The sequence below is a fragment of the Xenorhabdus koppenhoeferi genome, from assembly GCF_900116635.1.
GTDB lineage: Bacteria > Pseudomonadota > Gammaproteobacteria > Enterobacterales > Enterobacteriaceae > Xenorhabdus > Xenorhabdus koppenhoeferi.
Genome location: NZ_FPBJ01000014.1, coordinates 38,797 through 54,675, shown reverse-complemented (window position 1 = coordinate 54,675; position 15,879 = coordinate 38,797). Strand labels below are relative to the sequence as shown.

Annotated in this window: 13 protein-coding genes; 8 read left to right on the top strand and 5 right to left on the bottom strand. The window is 45.0% G+C overall.

The window, feature by feature from the left end:
• Positions 1–866 precede the first annotated feature (866 nt).
• A complete protein-coding gene (locus tag BM329_RS06370; protein WP_245759025.1) occupies positions 867–1,205 on the top strand; it encodes a YceK/YidQ family lipoprotein in 339 nt (112 codons plus the stop codon).
• Positions 1,206–1,369: 164 nt separating this feature from the next.
• Here BM329_RS06370 and BM329_RS06365 read toward each other — a convergent pair whose 3' ends face one another.
• Positions 1,370–2,680 carry a YidR family protein gene (locus BM329_RS06365; RefSeq protein WP_092550485.1) on the bottom strand — a complete coding sequence of 437 codons (1,311 nt, stop codon included), beginning with the start codon at positions 2,678–2,680 and terminating at the stop codon, positions 1,370–1,372.
• 134 nt (positions 2,681–2,814) lie between these two features.
• On the opposite strand from BM329_RS06365, the gene BM329_RS06360 reads away from it, so the two are divergent.
• Entirely contained in the window at positions 2,815–3,432 is a 618-nt protein-coding gene (locus tag BM329_RS06360; RefSeq protein ID WP_092550482.1) for a trimeric intracellular cation channel family protein, read from the top strand.
• A gap of 2 nt (positions 3,433–3,434) precedes the next feature.
• On the opposite strand, the gene ligB is transcribed toward BM329_RS06360, so the two are convergent.
• A complete protein-coding gene (ligB, locus tag BM329_RS06355) occupies positions 3,435–5,261 on the bottom strand; it encodes an NAD-dependent DNA ligase LigB (RefSeq protein ID WP_092550479.1) in 1,827 nt (608 codons plus the stop codon).
• A 307-nt stretch (positions 5,262–5,568) separates the two neighbouring features.
• Between ligB and gmk the strand changes: the two genes are divergently transcribed.
• The 4 genes from gmk to recG all read left to right on the top strand — a co-directional run bounded on the left by gmk (position 5,569) and on the right by recG (position 10,821).
• Positions 5,569–6,192, top strand: a complete 624-nt coding sequence (gmk, locus tag BM329_RS06350) for a guanylate kinase (RefSeq protein WP_092550476.1) — start codon at positions 5,569–5,571, stop codon at positions 6,190–6,192.
• 54 nt (positions 6,193–6,246) lie between these two features.
• On the top strand, positions 6,247–6,522 hold the full coding sequence (rpoZ, locus tag BM329_RS06345; protein WP_013185697.1) for a DNA-directed RNA polymerase subunit omega: 276 nt from the start codon (positions 6,247–6,249) through the stop codon (positions 6,520–6,522).
• Positions 6,523–6,540: 18 nt separating this feature from the next.
• Positions 6,541–8,655 (top strand): bifunctional GTP diphosphokinase/guanosine-3',5'-bis pyrophosphate 3'-pyrophosphohydrolase, encoded by a 2,115-nt coding sequence (gene spoT / locus BM329_RS06340; protein ID WP_092550473.1) that lies wholly within the window; start codon positions 6,541–6,543, stop codon positions 8,653–8,655.
• An 84-nt stretch (positions 8,656–8,739) separates the two neighbouring features.
• A complete protein-coding gene (recG, locus tag BM329_RS06335) occupies positions 8,740–10,821 on the top strand; it encodes an ATP-dependent DNA helicase RecG (RefSeq protein ID WP_092550470.1) in 2,082 nt (693 codons plus the stop codon).
• A 100-nt stretch (positions 10,822–10,921) separates the two neighbouring features.
• On the opposite strand, the gene gltS is transcribed toward recG, so the two are convergent.
• The gene (gltS, locus tag BM329_RS06330) at positions 10,922–12,136 is read right to left on the bottom strand and encodes a sodium/glutamate symporter (protein WP_092550467.1); all 1,215 of its coding nucleotides are present in this window, start codon (positions 12,134–12,136) and stop codon (positions 10,922–10,924) included.
• A 155-nt stretch (positions 12,137–12,291) separates the two neighbouring features.
• On the opposite strand from gltS, the gene BM329_RS14685 reads away from it, so the two are divergent.
• Positions 12,292–12,465 carry a hypothetical protein gene (locus tag BM329_RS14685; RefSeq protein ID WP_177216202.1) on the top strand — a complete coding sequence of 58 codons (174 nt, stop codon included), beginning with the start codon at positions 12,292–12,294 and terminating at the stop codon, positions 12,463–12,465.
• A 184-nt stretch (positions 12,466–12,649) separates the two neighbouring features.
• On the top strand, positions 12,650–14,416 hold the full coding sequence (locus BM329_RS06325; protein WP_092550462.1) for a translocation/assembly module TamB domain-containing protein: 1,767 nt from the start codon (positions 12,650–12,652) through the stop codon (positions 14,414–14,416).
• On the opposite strand, the gene fabY is transcribed toward BM329_RS06325, so the two are convergent.
• Both fabY and dtd read right to left on the bottom strand, forming a co-directional pair.
• A complete protein-coding gene (fabY, locus tag BM329_RS06320; protein ID WP_092550459.1) occupies positions 14,406–15,323 on the bottom strand; it encodes a fatty acid biosynthesis protein FabY in 918 nt (305 codons plus the stop codon). The two genes, BM329_RS06325 and fabY, sit on opposite strands and share 11 nt — an antisense overlap.
• Before the next feature lie 71 nt (positions 15,324–15,394).
• Positions 15,395–15,832, bottom strand: a complete 438-nt coding sequence (gene dtd / locus BM329_RS06315) for a D-aminoacyl-tRNA deacylase (RefSeq protein WP_092550456.1) — start codon at positions 15,830–15,832, stop codon at positions 15,395–15,397.
• Positions 15,833–15,879: the final 47 nt, after the last annotated feature.

Below are 15,879 nucleotides of genomic sequence, written 5' to 3'. Positions count from 1 at the left end.
TCATATATCACAACCTAATAGTCAACCATAACATCAATTCCAATTATTTATTATGAAATTTTATTTATATAAGTATTGCATAGTATTAAATATTTCTGCATCTATGGTTTTTATGTGTACTACATAATATATTATTCACTCAACTTTATGAAACCGTTTTCTTATTATAAAAATATTTATTAGTTTTAATTTATTTAACTCTACATTTATTTAACCTTACATTGTGGCAAGGCGGGATTCTGCTTTGTGTAAAAGCAATCATTGTATGGGTATTGATAAAAATTCCGGGACAAAACATGTAAAATTCATCTGACATTTCATTACAAAACTTTCCAGTTTTGCTTAATAATACCCATATTGACACGGCAGAATGATTCGAAAAAGATCAGCGACTACTTGAAGATTGAAATCAAAAGTGAATGAAAATTTCCATCAAAAAAATTATTAAATTTAACGATAAGTGCTATACACAATGGATTTCAAGTTGCATCGCGACGGCAAGAGAGCAAATCCCCGGGAGCATAGATAACTATGTGACCGGGGTGAGCGAGCGCAGCCAACAAAGAGGCAGTTCGAAAGACAAAGTGTATACCCAATGGATTTCAAGATGCAGCGCGGCGGCAAGGGAATGAATCCCCAGGAGCATAGCTAACTATGTGACTGGGGTGAGTGAGCGCAGCCAACAAAGCTGCATCTTGAAAGACGACGGGTATATATAGCAAACTGAATACTACCTGACTATAGTAAATAGTATTAAAGAGTAAATGGTATTGAAGGTTTATCTTTACACTTTGGAAAAAGTAGCGTTAAAAAGTAAATAAAGTATTTGAACATTGGAAAATTAACTCAGTGAGATCATGGAAACGATGAAAAACCGTAAAGTACTTCTATTACTATGTATACTATGTACCACATTTGGATGGTTACTTGTCACGGGTTGCTCTGGCATCATGACGCATAGCGGCCCCCACCAAGGTTATTATTCTGGTGCCAAAACTAATATAGATATGCTGAAAGATGGCCGGACAGGATGGTTCATTAAACCCCTGCTTGCTGTTGACCTTCCACTCTCTGCCTTTCTGGATACACTCCTGATCCCTTATGATTATGTTCGCTCCAATCAAAATAAAGCGGAACAATCCCCTAAACATCGTATTGAACAGCTGGAAAAAACCAGTATTGTACTGTCTGAACCTGAGTCATAAACGACTAACAATGAAGCATGTACTTAATGGATCTCTGGATTCAGCCCGACGGCAAAGGAACGAATCCCGAGAACATAGCTAACCGTATGTTTATAAAAACGGTGACTAAGGTTAAGTGAGTGCCGCCGGCAAAGCTGCAACTTGAAAGACCAAGGATATAGCTGTTATTCATCTCTGCAATAGGCACTATCCATTCCTGTTTCAACCACAAATATCTGCCGATAACCCTCAATATCACGCATAAAAGCAACATAGCGATCATCCGGTGATATGACAATTGCATCCGCGGAAGGAGCATCTTCGGTACGCTGCGTCAAACGCCGAATTTCGCCATTTTGACTATCACAGAGTACAACACTGTTATCACAAACACAGGCAATAAACCGACCACAGCTATCCCAGCTAAATGCAGACTGAATATTGTCACTACGGTGAGTTATCTGTATTGGCTCACCACCATTTGGCGAGATATACCATATCTGGACAATCCCATTGTCATCTTTCATTAAAAAACAGATTTTGCTGCCATCAGGTGATGTTCTCAACCAATGTCGGGGTATATTCACTACACCCGGCCAACGTTTATCATGTGTAAACGTTAAACGCCTCTGTTTTACTCCCGCAGGTGGAGCCGGTAATGTTGTTTCAGTACCCGCCAAAGGCTGACTACTGGCAATAGAGTAATCGCTATCATTTTCAGGCAGGTCAACGAGAAAAATTTCCGGTATCTTTTTACCATTTTCAGCGCAGGTATCTCCTATAAAGGCCAGCGCCCAACGCTGCCATTGACCATTATCTTTTAAATATCCCCTTTTCCCTATCCAACCTTCTTCATAAGCCCGATTAATGTCATCACTTCCGGGACAGGGAGATGGAGTAGTTTGGCTGACCACAACCGAAAAATAACTGCCATCATATTCCCTCCGATGTTTTTTTGCTGACTCCACGGATTTCAACGGAACAGCCACAGCAACATTACGTAAATCAAATGCAGGATCTAACTCATGCATTACATGGTCGTTATAGGTAAAACTCAAGCGACTGCTGTCAGGACTGAAAACGTGAACATGTGTACCACCACGCAAGGCTCCAGCGGTATAGGGAGGAGTAATATCCAGTGCATCAATATTCACCGCTATGTGCGGCTGAGTATCGTAAACAATCACCCCACGACGGTGATGGAAATTATACTGCCATTGCGCATCTGGGTTTTCTGGGCCATGAATGAATGCATAACGAACGGGTTCCTGTTGGCTCACTGTCACCACTCCAACATGAGATCCCTTTCCTGCCAAATAAACAACTTCAGTCTGCCCATTATCAATATGAATTTTTTCTATCGTTAGGCCCGTAAAAGACGCTCCGTCAGGACGAACATCGTATACCAGCCACTGGCTGTCAGGTGTCCAAACATTTATATTGGTTATCTGATGGCTATGGCTATCAAATGTCATCTGGCGTTCTTTAAAGACCATTTTTACTACCTTAATATTGAGAGGTTTCGGATGAAAAAAACTAATTCTATTGAAATTTAACTAAAAAAATTCAGGCGAGGAGTTATTATTTCAACAGTACTCTTCACTTCTACGTTATTTATTTGACTAAAATTATGTTACTCAGTGTCCTTTATATCATTGGTATTACGGCTGAAGCCATGACAGGCGCTTTAGCCGCAGGGCGTCGAAAAATGGATGTGTTCGGCGTTATCATCATTGCTTCCGTGACGGCCATTGGTGGTGGCACCGTCCGAGATATGATCCTTGGTCACTACCCTCTCGGCTGGGTAAAAAATCCAGAGTATATCGTGACCGTTGCTTGTGCTGCCGTGGTCACCATCTGGGTTGCACCCATGATGAAGCACCTACGCCGTTTATTTCTCATTCTTGATGCAATCGGCTTAATTGTCTTTTCCATCATTGGCGCACAAATTGCGTTGGATATGCACTACAACCCGATCATTGCAGCCATTGCCGCTGTAATTACCGGTGTTTTTGGCGGGGTACTGCGCGATATGTTTTGCAATACCATCCCGCTGGTATTCCAAAAAGAAATTTATGCCGGGGTCTCTTTTGCCGCCGCCTGGCTCTATATCGCTTTATTACATACGCCATTGCATTCAAATGGCGTGATCCTGATTACGCTTATCGCAGGACTCACCGCACGGTTAATTGCTATCCGTTATCGCCTTGGATTACCTATCTTTAACTATGACAATGCAGACCATTAACCTTAATTATGCGCTTCGGGGTGGCTTGCCGCCCCATCTTTCCTACTTTTATCTATTGGCTCGACATCTTGCTTCTCTGCCGTGTTTATCTCCCCAATCCATTTCTCCTCCTTGATACCATGTACAGCCAGACTCTGAATTACCCTCTTTATCTCTGGATGCTGTAAAAAAGCTGAAATTTTTTCGGCTTGCTTTGCCGTTAATGATAGTGAATGTTTAGTATCAGCACCCTCTGGCTGCACATTCCATTGCCAACCCATATTTTCTGTAAACCGATTAGCATAAGGCAGGCCAATCGCTTCACGCCATGATGAAAACAATTGTGACTTCGCTTGCTGTAATTGGGCGAAAATCAACTCGGCACGCTTAGTTCCGATATTGGGTACTTTTTCAAGTTGTGCTTTATCCAACGCCAGCCAGTCCGTTAAATTCGTCACAAGCCCATGCCTTACCAGAACAGCCCATGTTCCTTGTCCAATGCCTTTCATTTTCAATTTTTCTCCAAGCCAGGTCAGGCGGGCAATGAACTGTTGCTGACAATAATGTTCATTCACATTACTCAAGTAATTGAAAGACAAACAACTAAGATAATGATAATCCTGTTCATCAGGTGGCTGGATATCAGGACGTTCAGCCATACGCCATACCACCTTATCGAGTTTAGGTATACCATGCCCCGCCAACGCGACTGTTATTTTATCTCCGGGATAAACATTCCATTGCTTCCATCGGTTGACAGAACCGATATTGACACGGCTAATTTGTCTATCATCCAACCTCACTTTTTCTAATCCCAAGACAACGGATATTTTCCCCGTCCGGCCTATTGTGAAGTTGACATCTTTTACCGTTGTCACTTGTTGGCGTAATGGATATTTCCATGCAATCGCCCAACTATTTGACCCGGAACGCCATTGTCGGCCAGCCGGTTCAATTTCCTGCCGTAAAACAACACCATCTGAGGCAAAAGGTAGTGGCAATTCAAAATAATCTTTCCATCTTTTTTCTGCATCTTCCGGGGTAGCAACGGGATGACTGTGTTGCTGTGCGAGAGGAAACCCCATAGATGCCAATCGTTCCAATTTAACTTCCATGTCATATGGCCCATCCGGCCAACCCCAAATAAAGACACCAATTTGCTTAAGCTCTGCAGCAGGCGTCTTGCGCATCATTAACCCTGCAACCTTGCTACGTGAGCCGTGGCTACCTGAGATGGATTGCCGATGCTCCTTCTGCTGCCAAAAAAGCTCACCTTGTAATACCGTATGTTCCGGTGCATTTTTTATCTGTTTCGGAATACTGGGAATAAACAGGCTCTTATCCATCCAGTCTGTTCCCTCTATTCCATCACCACGGCTAATAAACCTCACTAATTGACCTTTTTCATAGACCAAAGTAACCGCAACACCATCAATCTTAGGTTGCAACCAGACTTTCTCTCTTCCCTGCAACCACTGCCGAACTTTCCACACCTCTTTTAGCTTATTTAAACCGGTATGCTGGACAGGGTGAGGCTGTTTTCCCTCCTGCGATACCTTAATTTCGAAAGTGCTGTCTGGTATCTGGTTTGAGCAGCTTTGCCACAGCACCAAAGTTTCCAGTAATTGATCATAGATTTCATCATCTATTTCACTGTCACCCTGCTGGCGATAAAGATAATCCCATTGCACCATCTGTCGTTTCAGATGCTCTATTTCATGCTGAAGTTTTTCCTGTGACCACTTTTCCTGTATCCATGCAGAACAATGTCCCTTGTCAGCAAATGCCGCAGGCATTCCAAATAACGACACGCTGACTGCTATAAGAAAACCAATAAGAAAGTTAAGCATCCCTGCTCCGTTAGCTCCCTGAAACACGAGCAGAGAATAAAAAACCCGGTAATTTTTACCAAGGGGAAAAATGTGGGTTTGCGAAGTGTTTCGAAAAATAAATACTCAATTTCTGCAACCGTTTATTTTTCCTGAAAATGTTTCGCAAAGTTAAGCAGTAACGTCAGTTTGTTAAGAAAAAATTTGGTTGAAATGTCCGTTGGCATGTATTGTAACGCTGCATGGATTGACCTATCCGTGTATACTATGTGGGATTTTATATTCCTGCGCTTGCATTTGTTTATATCCAACCAGTCAAGAAATCATCATGAACCAAGGAACGTTATATATTGTTTCTGCGCCGAGTGGAGCAGGCAAATCAAGCCTTATTCAGGCTTTACTGAAAACTCAGCCTTTGTATGACACTCAGGTATCTGTTTCACATACAACACGTCAGACTCGCTCAGGCGAAAATCATGGTGAACATTATTTTTTCATCACAGTAGATGAATTCCAAAATATGATCAGCCATGATGAGTTTTTGGAATATGCCTGTGTCTTTGGTAACTATTACGGTACATCCCGGAAAGTCATTGAAGACACGCTCGTCAGCGGTGTTGATGTTTTTCTTGATATTGACTGGCAGGGAGCGCAGCAAATCCGTCAGAAAATGCCGGCAGCCCGCAGCATTTTCATTCTTCCGCCCTCCAGGGAAGAGTTGCTCCGCCGCCTGCGCGGACGTGGCCAGGACAGCAAAGAAGTTATTGCTAAACGAATGGCTCAGGCTGTTGCAGAGATGGAACATTACAACGAATACGATTACGTCATCATCAATGATGATTTCAATACGGCACTGGCCGATTTACAATCTATTATTCGTTCAGAGCGTCTACGATTAGATCGTCAGACTCAGCGGCATGATGCCTTAATCAGCAAATTATTGGCAGACTGAACCAAGTTTCAGTATTATGCCCAGTCATTTATTTATCTGTGGAGTAGCACACATATGGCACGCGTAACTGTTCAAGACGCAGTAGAAAAAATTGGTAACCGTTTTGACCTGGTGTTGGTCGCTGCTCGCCGAGCACGTCAATTGCAATCAGGTGGCAAAGATCCCCTCGTTCCAGAAGAAAACGATAAGATGACTGTTATCGCTCTGCGTGAAATCGAGCAAGGCCTTATCAACAATAAAATTCTTGATGTTCGTGAGCGTCAGGAACAGCAAGAACAAGAAGCCGCGGAAATCAAAGCTGTTTCTGCCATCGCTGAAGGTCGTCGTTAATTTTACGGTAGGTCTGCCTTGTACCTGTTTGAAAGCTTGAATCAGCTTGTTCTAAAATATTTGCCTGAAGATCAAATCGATCTACTTAAGCAGGCCTATGTGGTTGCGCGGGATGCCCACGAAGGGCAGACCCGTTCCAGTGGTGAACCATATATTACCCACCCTGTGGCCGTTTCCTGTATTTTGGCCGAAATGCGACTTGACCATGAAACACTTATGGCGGCACTTCTGCATGACGTAATTGAAGATACTCCAGCAACATTTCAGGACATAGAACAGTTATTTGGCACGGTCGTTGCCGGTTTGGTGGAAGGCGTATCCAAACTGGATAAGCTGAATTTCCGTGACAAGAAAGAAGCACAGGCTGAAAACTTCCGTAAAATGATCATGGCAATGGTGCAGGATATCCGCGTCATTCTGATCAAACTGGCAGACCGAACACACAACATGCGTACACTTGGCTCTCTGCGTCCCGATAAGCGGCGGCGCATTGCCAGGGAAACGCTGGAAATTTATAGCCCTCTGGCTCACCGTCTGGGTATTCATCACCTGAAAACAGAGCTGGAAGAGCTTGGGTTTGAAGCCCTGTATCCTAACCGTTACCGCGTGATTAAAGAGGTTGTTAAGGCCGCACGTGGTAACCGTAAAGAGATGATTCAGAAAATTCTGTCTGAAATTGAAGGCAGGTTAGCAGACGCTGGCATCCAATGTACCGTCAGTGGTCGCGAAAAACATCTCTACTCTATCTATCGCAAGATGCATTTGAAAGAACAGCGTTTCCATTCCATCATGGATATTTACGCTTTTCGTGTCATCGTCAATAATCTTGATACCTGCTATCGCGTATTGGGGCAAATGCACAGTTTATATAAACCGCGTCCCGGCAGAGTAAAAGATTATATTGCTATCCCCAAGGCTAACGGCTATCAATCCCTGCATACTTCCCTTATTGGCCCACATGGTGTACCCGTTGAGGTTCAGATCCGTACCGAAGATATGGATCAGATGGCAGAAATGGGGGTGGCGGCACACTGGGCTTATAAAGAACAGGGAGAGTCCGGCACAACCGCACAAGTCCGCGCCCAACGTTGGATGCAGAGTTTACTGGAGCTTCAGCAAAGCGCCGGAAGCTCTTTTGAGTTTATTGAGAGCGTCAAATCTGATTTGTTCCCCGATGAGATTTACGTTTTTACCCCTGAAGGACGAATTGTTGAGTTACCAGCTGGCGCGACCCCTGTCGATTTTGCCTACGCTGTCCATACGGATATCGGTCATGCTTGTGTCGGCGCACGCGTTGATCGCCTGCCTTATCCTCTCTCACAAACACTCAGCAGCGGGCAAACCGTCGAAATCATCACAGCGCCCGGCGCTCGCCCTAATGCAGCATGGCTAAACTTTGTCGTCAGCTCTAAGGCCCGAGCCAAAATCCGCCAGTTACTGAAAAACCTAAAACGGGATGATTCCATCGGATTAGGGCGACGCCTACTTAATCATGCACTGGGCAACGGTACGAAAGTTATCGATATTCCACAAGAGAATATCGATAAAGAACTGGCAAGGATGAAACTTGCTACGTTGGATGATTTACTGGCTGAAATCGGGCTAGGCAATGCCATGAGCGTGGTTGTCGCGCGTAATTTATTATTGGGCGCTGCGGAAAAAACACCAAATGGCAGTGGCAATTCAACGCGTAAGCTGCCTATCAAGGGCGCTGATGGTATTCTGATCACCTTTGCAAAATGTTGTCGTCCAATCCCAGGCGACCCGATTATTTCCCATATCAGTCCGGGGAAAGGCTTAGTGATCCACCACGAATCGTGCCGCAATATTCGTGGATATCAGAAAGAACCAGAAAAATTCATGCCTGTTGAGTGGGATAAAGATATCAATAGCGATTTTATTGCTGAAATTAAAGTTGATATGTTTAACCATCAGGGCGCACTGGCAAATCTCACCGCCGCTATCAATGATGCAAATTCCAGTATTCAAAGCATGAATACTGAGGAAAAAGATGGCCGCGTCTATTGTGCTTTCATCAGGCTGACGACCAAAGATCGTATCCAGCTGGCGAATATCATGCGTAAGATACGTGTTATGCCGGACGTGATGCGGGTCAGCCGTAATCGAAATTAGATGCAGTTGAGCGCATCCAACAAAGCAGCGACTTGAAAGACAACAGGTATACAAGGAAATAAATCACACCGACGGAGACATCGCATGAAAGGCCAACTACTTGATGCCATTCCCTTAACTACTCTGCATGGTGTTGGAGCCAGTCAGGTCGCTAAGCTCGCTAAATTAGGGTTGATCAATCTACAGGATTTGCTGCTGCACCTGCCTCTCCGCTATGAAGATCAAACCCGCCTGTATACCATCAATGAGTTGCTGCCTGGCATTTACGCGACGATAACGGGTGAAGTATTGCGTACCAATGTCATTTTTGGACGCCGACGCATCATGACCTGCCAAATCAGCGATGGAACAGGCGTATTGACCCTGCTTTTTTTCAACTTTACCGCTGCCATGAAAAACAATCTGGCCGAAGGGAAACATGTCGTTGCCTATGGCGAAATTCGTCCCGGAAATCAGGGGCCAGAGATTATTCATCCTGAATATAAAGTCCAGCAACACGCCAACCGTGTTCAACTGCAAGAGACATTGACTCCCATCTATCCCACAACCGAGGGAGTGCGCCAAACAACTCTGCGTAAGTTGATCGAACAAGCCTTGGAGATATTGGATACCTGTGCTGTTAACGAACTGCTACCTGAAGAATTCAGCCGGAAGATTATTAGCCTGCCCGATGCCCTTCATACATTGCATCGCCCTCCACCGGACATCTCTCTGACTGATTTAGATAACGGCAGACATCCGGCCCAGCGCAGATTGATTCTGGAAGAACTTCTGGCACACTATTTGAGTATGCTGGCAGTCAGGGCCGGAGCACAGCGCTTTCACGCCCAACCACTCATGGCGGATGACACCTTAAAGCAGCAGCTTCTCAATCAATTACCCTTCTCACCGACAGGGGCGCAAGCGCGTGTTGTTGCAGAAATCGAGCACGATTTGGAAAAGAACGTTCCCATGATGCGTTTAATACAAGGGGATGTCGGATCAGGTAAAACGCTGGTCGCGGCTTTGGCGGCAGTTCGCGCCATTGTTCACGGTAAGCAGGTTGCGTTGATGGCGCCAACTGAACTGCTGGCGGAACAGCATGCCAATACCTTCCGCCAATGGCTTGAACCACTCGGTATTCAAATCGGCTGGCTGGCTGGCAAGCAAAAAGGCAAGGCTCGTCAGGCACAACAAGAAGCGATTGCGAATGGTCAGGTAAGCATGGTCATCGGAACCCATGCGATGTTTCAGGAGCAGGTAAAATTTGCGGGACTGGCACTGATCATCATTGATGAACAACATCGGTTTGGTGTTCATCAACGCCTTGCTTTATGGGAAAAAGGCCGCGAACAGGGCTTCCATCCCCATCAGTTGATCATGACAGCGACCCCCATTCCACGCACGTTGGCAATGATCGCTTATGCCGATCTGGATACATCCATCATCGACGAGTTACCGCCGGGGCGAACACCAGTGACAACCGTCGCCATTCCTGATACCCGCCGGAACGATATTATCCAGCGTATCAAAAATGCCTGTCTGGATGAAGGCCGTCAGGCTTATTGGGTATGTACGTTGATCGAAGATTCTGAGGTGTTGGAAGCGCAAGCAGCACAAGCCACCAGCGAAGAACTGGCCCTTGCGTTGCCGGAACTGAAAATCGGTTTAGTGCATGGACGAATGAAGCCCACTGAAAAGCAAAGTATCATGGAGGCGTTCAAACAGGGTGAATTGCAATTGTTGGTCGCTACCACCGTGATTGAAGTCGGTGTTGATGTGCCCAACGCCAGCCTGATGATCATCGATAATCCCGAACGGCTCGGATTGGCTCAGCTGCATCAGCTTCGCGGGCGTGTCGGGCGTGGAGCCATTGCTTCCCACTGCGTCCTGCTCTATAAAACCCCGCTGACCCAAACGGCCAAAATTCGCCTGCAAGTTTTACGGGACAGCAACGATGGTTTTGTAATTGCCCAGAAAGATCTGGAAATTCGTGGGCCGGGTGAATTGCTTGGCACACGCCAAACCGGTAATGCAGAATTCAGGATCGCGGATTTATTGCGGGATCAAAGTATGCTGCCCGAAGCTCAACGCATCGCCCGCTATATCCACCAGCACTATCCTGAACATGCCAAGGCACTGATTGAACGATGGCTGCCGGATAGCTCGCAGTACAGTCATGCCTAAATTCCAACCGTAATAACGTAATAAATAAGCAAAAAAATGCCGCTGAGTATTTCAGCGGCATTTTAGCCAAGATATCAGGCCATATCACAAGCGTGTCAAATTAACCTGCAACAGATGGGAATACCGGTAACAACAGATATAACTTGATAACAGCAGCATTAACGATATCAATAAAGAATGCACCAACCATCGGCACTAAAAGGAATGCCACATGTGATGGTCCAAAACGATCAGTAATCGCCTGCATATTTGCAATGGCTGTTGGTGTTGCACCCAAACCAAAACCGCAGTGGCCGGCTGACAATATTGCTGCGTCATAATTCTTGCCCATTATACGGTAAGTCACGAAAATCGCGTATAACGCCATCACCACTGACTGCACAGTGAGGATCAGCAGCATTGGTAGTGCAAGGGAAGCCAACTGCCATAGTTTCAGGCTCATCAGTGCCATTGCAAGGAACAGTGACAAACTGACGTTACCCAATATAGAAACTGCTCGGTCAAATACCCGATAAAAACCAAGCATAGACAGACCATTACTGAGGATAACACCAACAAACAGCACACACACGAATGTCGGTAATTCATATAAAGTGCCTTGCAACAGTTTCTCAATAAATTTGCCCGCCAACAAACAGATGGAAATCATGGCAATGGTTTCCAGCATCACCAATGGCGTGATAAGGCGACCAGTATAAGGTTTCTCAAATGCAGTTGGGATTTCTGTATCATCTGTACCCAGGCCCGGTGTTTTGATGTTTTTCACCAAAAAACGAGCAACCGGGCCCCCGATCAAACCGCCCAAGACCAAACCGAATGTTGCACATGCCATTGCGACTTCCGTCGCATTCTCAAAACCGTAACGCTCAGTGAATAATTTGCCCCAAGCGGCTCCCGTTCCGTGCCCCCCGGAGAGTGTAATGGAACCCGCCAGCAGACCCATTAATGGGTCAAGGCCAAGCATTTTCGCCAATGCGATGCCTACGGTGTTTTGCACTAATAACAGGCCAACAACCACAAAGACAAAAATTATCAGAAGTTTTCCGCCCGCTTTCAGGCTGGCAAGGTTAGCGTTCAGGCCGATTGTGGCAAAGAACATCAACATAAGAGGTTCGGTGAGAGATGAATCAAAACTGATTTCCCAACCTACGGTTTGATTAACCGCTAATAAAACTAAAGCAACCAATAATCCACCGGCGACCGGCTCAGGGATTGTGTATTTCTCAAGAAATGGAACTGTTTTTACGAGTTTTCTTCCTAGTAGCAAAACAAGAGTGGCAGCAACGAGCGTGCCATAAATATCCAGATGATACATTTATGTACCCCATCCATTGTTAATATTATGTAAATTTAATGTGACGTTATAATCATCCTATAAAAACGCCAAGAGCAGACAGGGATCGGATTAGAAAGAAATTTATTAATAAATACAAGTTAAAACATTTAAAAATGTGACGGAATTAAGCCGTTTTGGATAAGCAAAACCAAAAGCAAACGATTGCCTTAACGTTGTGGTTCATTAAAATGCGTTGTTTTGTCCATCCGGAATTTCATAACATGGCCAATCCAGCCTGTGGCTCCATGCGCGCTTCAATAACGACCATTCTGCTGAATCTGATTTTTCCTCCGGAAAATAGCCGCTAGTTTTGGTTGACTTCCTCCCGGCGGAAGTTTTTTGCATTTTTATTTTGCGTATCTATTCGCAATATCTGAATTTACTTCCATAAAAATATACTAAATACTGTTTTATCTGCACCGGCTCTTGAGCGGGTGTACTTTTTACGGCATAAAAGAGTTTCTATCGGGAGGAAATATTGAGGTGAGAATCATGAAATGGTTAGGGAAAAGTGTTGCCATTCTTTTATTGTTGCTCGCTCTGGCAATGATCACTATCTATGTTGTTATCCAGACGCATTGGGGCGCAAAACAATTAAGCCAGTGGTTTAACCAACAAGGGCATTATCAGGTCAATATCGAAAGCATCAGCCATAGTTGGTTGCAACCATCCACCTTAACGTTTAGCCGTGTGGATATTCACGATAAACAAAGCCCTTTCTCACTACAAACCAATACCATCAATCTCGATTTCAAATGGCGACATCTACTGACACCACAAAATCTCCACCGCCTGACATTGCAACAAGGAACAGTAACGTTAGCCGATAGCCAATTACCGCTTCCTTTGAAAGCAGATATTTTACAATTGAATCAAATGAATGTTCAGTTGAACAACCCAAACATACCTATTCAGGGAGAAAACATCACTGGTGGAATTACCCCTTGGGCACTTACCGTAGAAAGCCCATTTGGTGATGGGCAATATCAATTCAGTGCCCATGTAATCCGCTTAAATGGCATTCCCGTTGAAAATGTCATGATGCAGGGGAGTTACCAGAATAAGGCTCTGAATATCGATTCTTTTGGGGCGACATTTCTGCAAGGTGCGGTTTCTGGAGATGGCCAACGGTTATCTGATGGCAGCTGGCAGTGGAATAATCTCCTGATCAGCGATATCCGCTGGCAATCACCGATGACATTGAATGCAATTAAGGAAAAAATCAGCCACCTTCCTGCCATTCATGTGAAAGACCTCAATATCACCAATGCCAAGTTACAAGGGCAAAACTGGTCTGTCGATTATCTGAACAGTACCATCAAAAACCTGGGGCTGGTCAATGGCAGTTGGGATGGCGAAGATGGGTTGATTGATTTTAATGTTATGAACATGTCCCTCAATAATGCCCAGCTCAGTGATACTCTTGGGAAATTCCGGTTTTCTGGCGATACTTTTGCCATTGCCAATCTGACAACCCACTATCAAAAGGGGTTGTTTAATATCCAGACTAAATGGGATCGCAAAAATCGGCTGCTGACCCTCAAAGATAGCTCAGTAACAGGGCTGTTTTATCGTTTGCCATCAACCTGGATTAACTATTTACAAAACCCGGCACCAGAATGGATTTCCGGGCTGAAACTCAATGACATTAGCATCAACAATACCCTGTTGGTTGATACTAATCCTCATTTTCCATTCCAGCTCACCACCCTTTCAGGCCATGTTGATACTCTGGATCTTTTGAAAGATGGCAAATGGGGATTATGGAATGGACAGGCATCGTTTCAGGCCGCAGCGGGAACATTCAATAAAATAGAGATAACCCGTCCTTATCTGCAATTTCACACGATTGATGACAAGATAACCATCGATAAATTAAATGCTTTTACAAGTGAGGGGTTACTGCAACTTACCGGCACAGCGGAACAACGAACGTCCCAAACTCCTTTTAACCTCAGTTTCAAAGGAATGAATGCGGATTTGAGCATTTTGCCTCAATGGGGTTGGGTGCCACTCAATATTCAAGGAGAAGGGAATTTCTCACTCGCGATTACTGGTGACCTCTCTGCTGATAATGTTAAAGGTACAATCAATGGTGCATTGGTTGCTGAAGATAAATCATCCAAAGAGTCACAGTCTGTTGAGCAAGGCCTGATTTCGACAAATCGTTGCACTACAGCAGCCCACTCTCCCGTAGATAACTCGGAAACCGAACATCCAACAACAGAGAGTGAAACCTGCACCAAAATCAGACTGTAGCAAAGCGTTCTGGAGGCATGACAATATAAGTACCGGTGAACACGCTACCGACACCATGTTCACCGCTAACCTCTACTTCCAGTTTTACGCGTGCTTTGTTGCCACGGGCAAGGCGGGCCAAATCGCCGCTCATATTATTGAAATCTGCGATTGCACTGGGACGCCCAGTAATAGGCTGCCGATAGCGAATACTGGCATCCACCAAAATAATATCTCCACCCAACTGGCGCTCCTGTAGCAATAACCAAATCAGCCCCCATGCCGTTAACGTAGCCTGGGAAAACAAGCTGCCCGCAAAAATAGTATTGTGTGGGTTTTGGTTCCCAGCTTCAGGCATCGTCGTGATAAAACGTTGCCCGGTATATTGCGTGATCCGCAGCCCCATCTTTTCACTCAGAGGAATATGTTTATGCCATGCTTGCTGTAATTCCTCACACCAATCAGGACGATGCAGAATATCATCAAGGCTCATGATAGGTTTTATCATTAGAAAATGGTTAATCGGTGATGTTCTGGCCCCACTGATTAAACCGCGGTTCTCAAAACCCAATTTATCAAAGAAATCGACGGCATCTTCCCGTGCGCTGCAAACAACCCGCTTTACCCCTTCTTGTCTGGCAACAGATTCCAACGCCATTGCAATCAGTGTGCCCAACCCTTTCCGCTGCACATTAGGGTGAACAGCCAGAAAACGGATTGCCCCTTCACTGTCCGCATTAATATATAAGCGCCCGACAGCAAGCGGGTTACCATGTTCATCCACCACCATTTGATGATGAGCCATCGAGTCGTAACCATCTTTCTCTGAACCAATGGGCTGATGAAGCGGTTTACGCAGCATCTCCCAACGAAATTGGTAATAGGTTTCCAACTCTTGTTCTGTTTGAGGTATTCTCAGGTGGTACATAGAAACAACCCCTCTCTTGTGTGTTGTCATGTGTAAGTCAGGGAAATGTATACAGCACACGGCGGATTACTTTACACCTGCAACCAGAAAGTCACGGGTCCGTCATTCGTTAAACTGACTTCCATATTTGCAGCAAATTTCCCCGTTTCTGTTTTTACACCAGTTATACGGCACTGTTCAATAAAATAGCGATAAAGTTCATCTGCTTTTTTAGGTTCAGCACCGCCAGAAAAACCTGGCCTCAACCCCTTCTGAGTATCCGCCGCCAATGTAAATTGGGACACAACCAGCAAGCCGCCATTAGCCTGCTGAACACTCAAATTCATTTTTCCCTGCTCATCGCTGAATACCCGATATCCCATCACTTTTTCGCATAAACGTTGTGCTTTTTGTGGGTTGTCATCTTTCTCAACTCCCAATAACACCAGTAATCCCTGTCCAATTTCCCCAATAGTTTCATTTTCAACAATAACTTTTGCCTGTGTCACACGCTGTATTAAAGCGATCATTTTTCTTACCTGTTGTCCTCACCCTATCCGGGCAAGGAGAGTAGAGG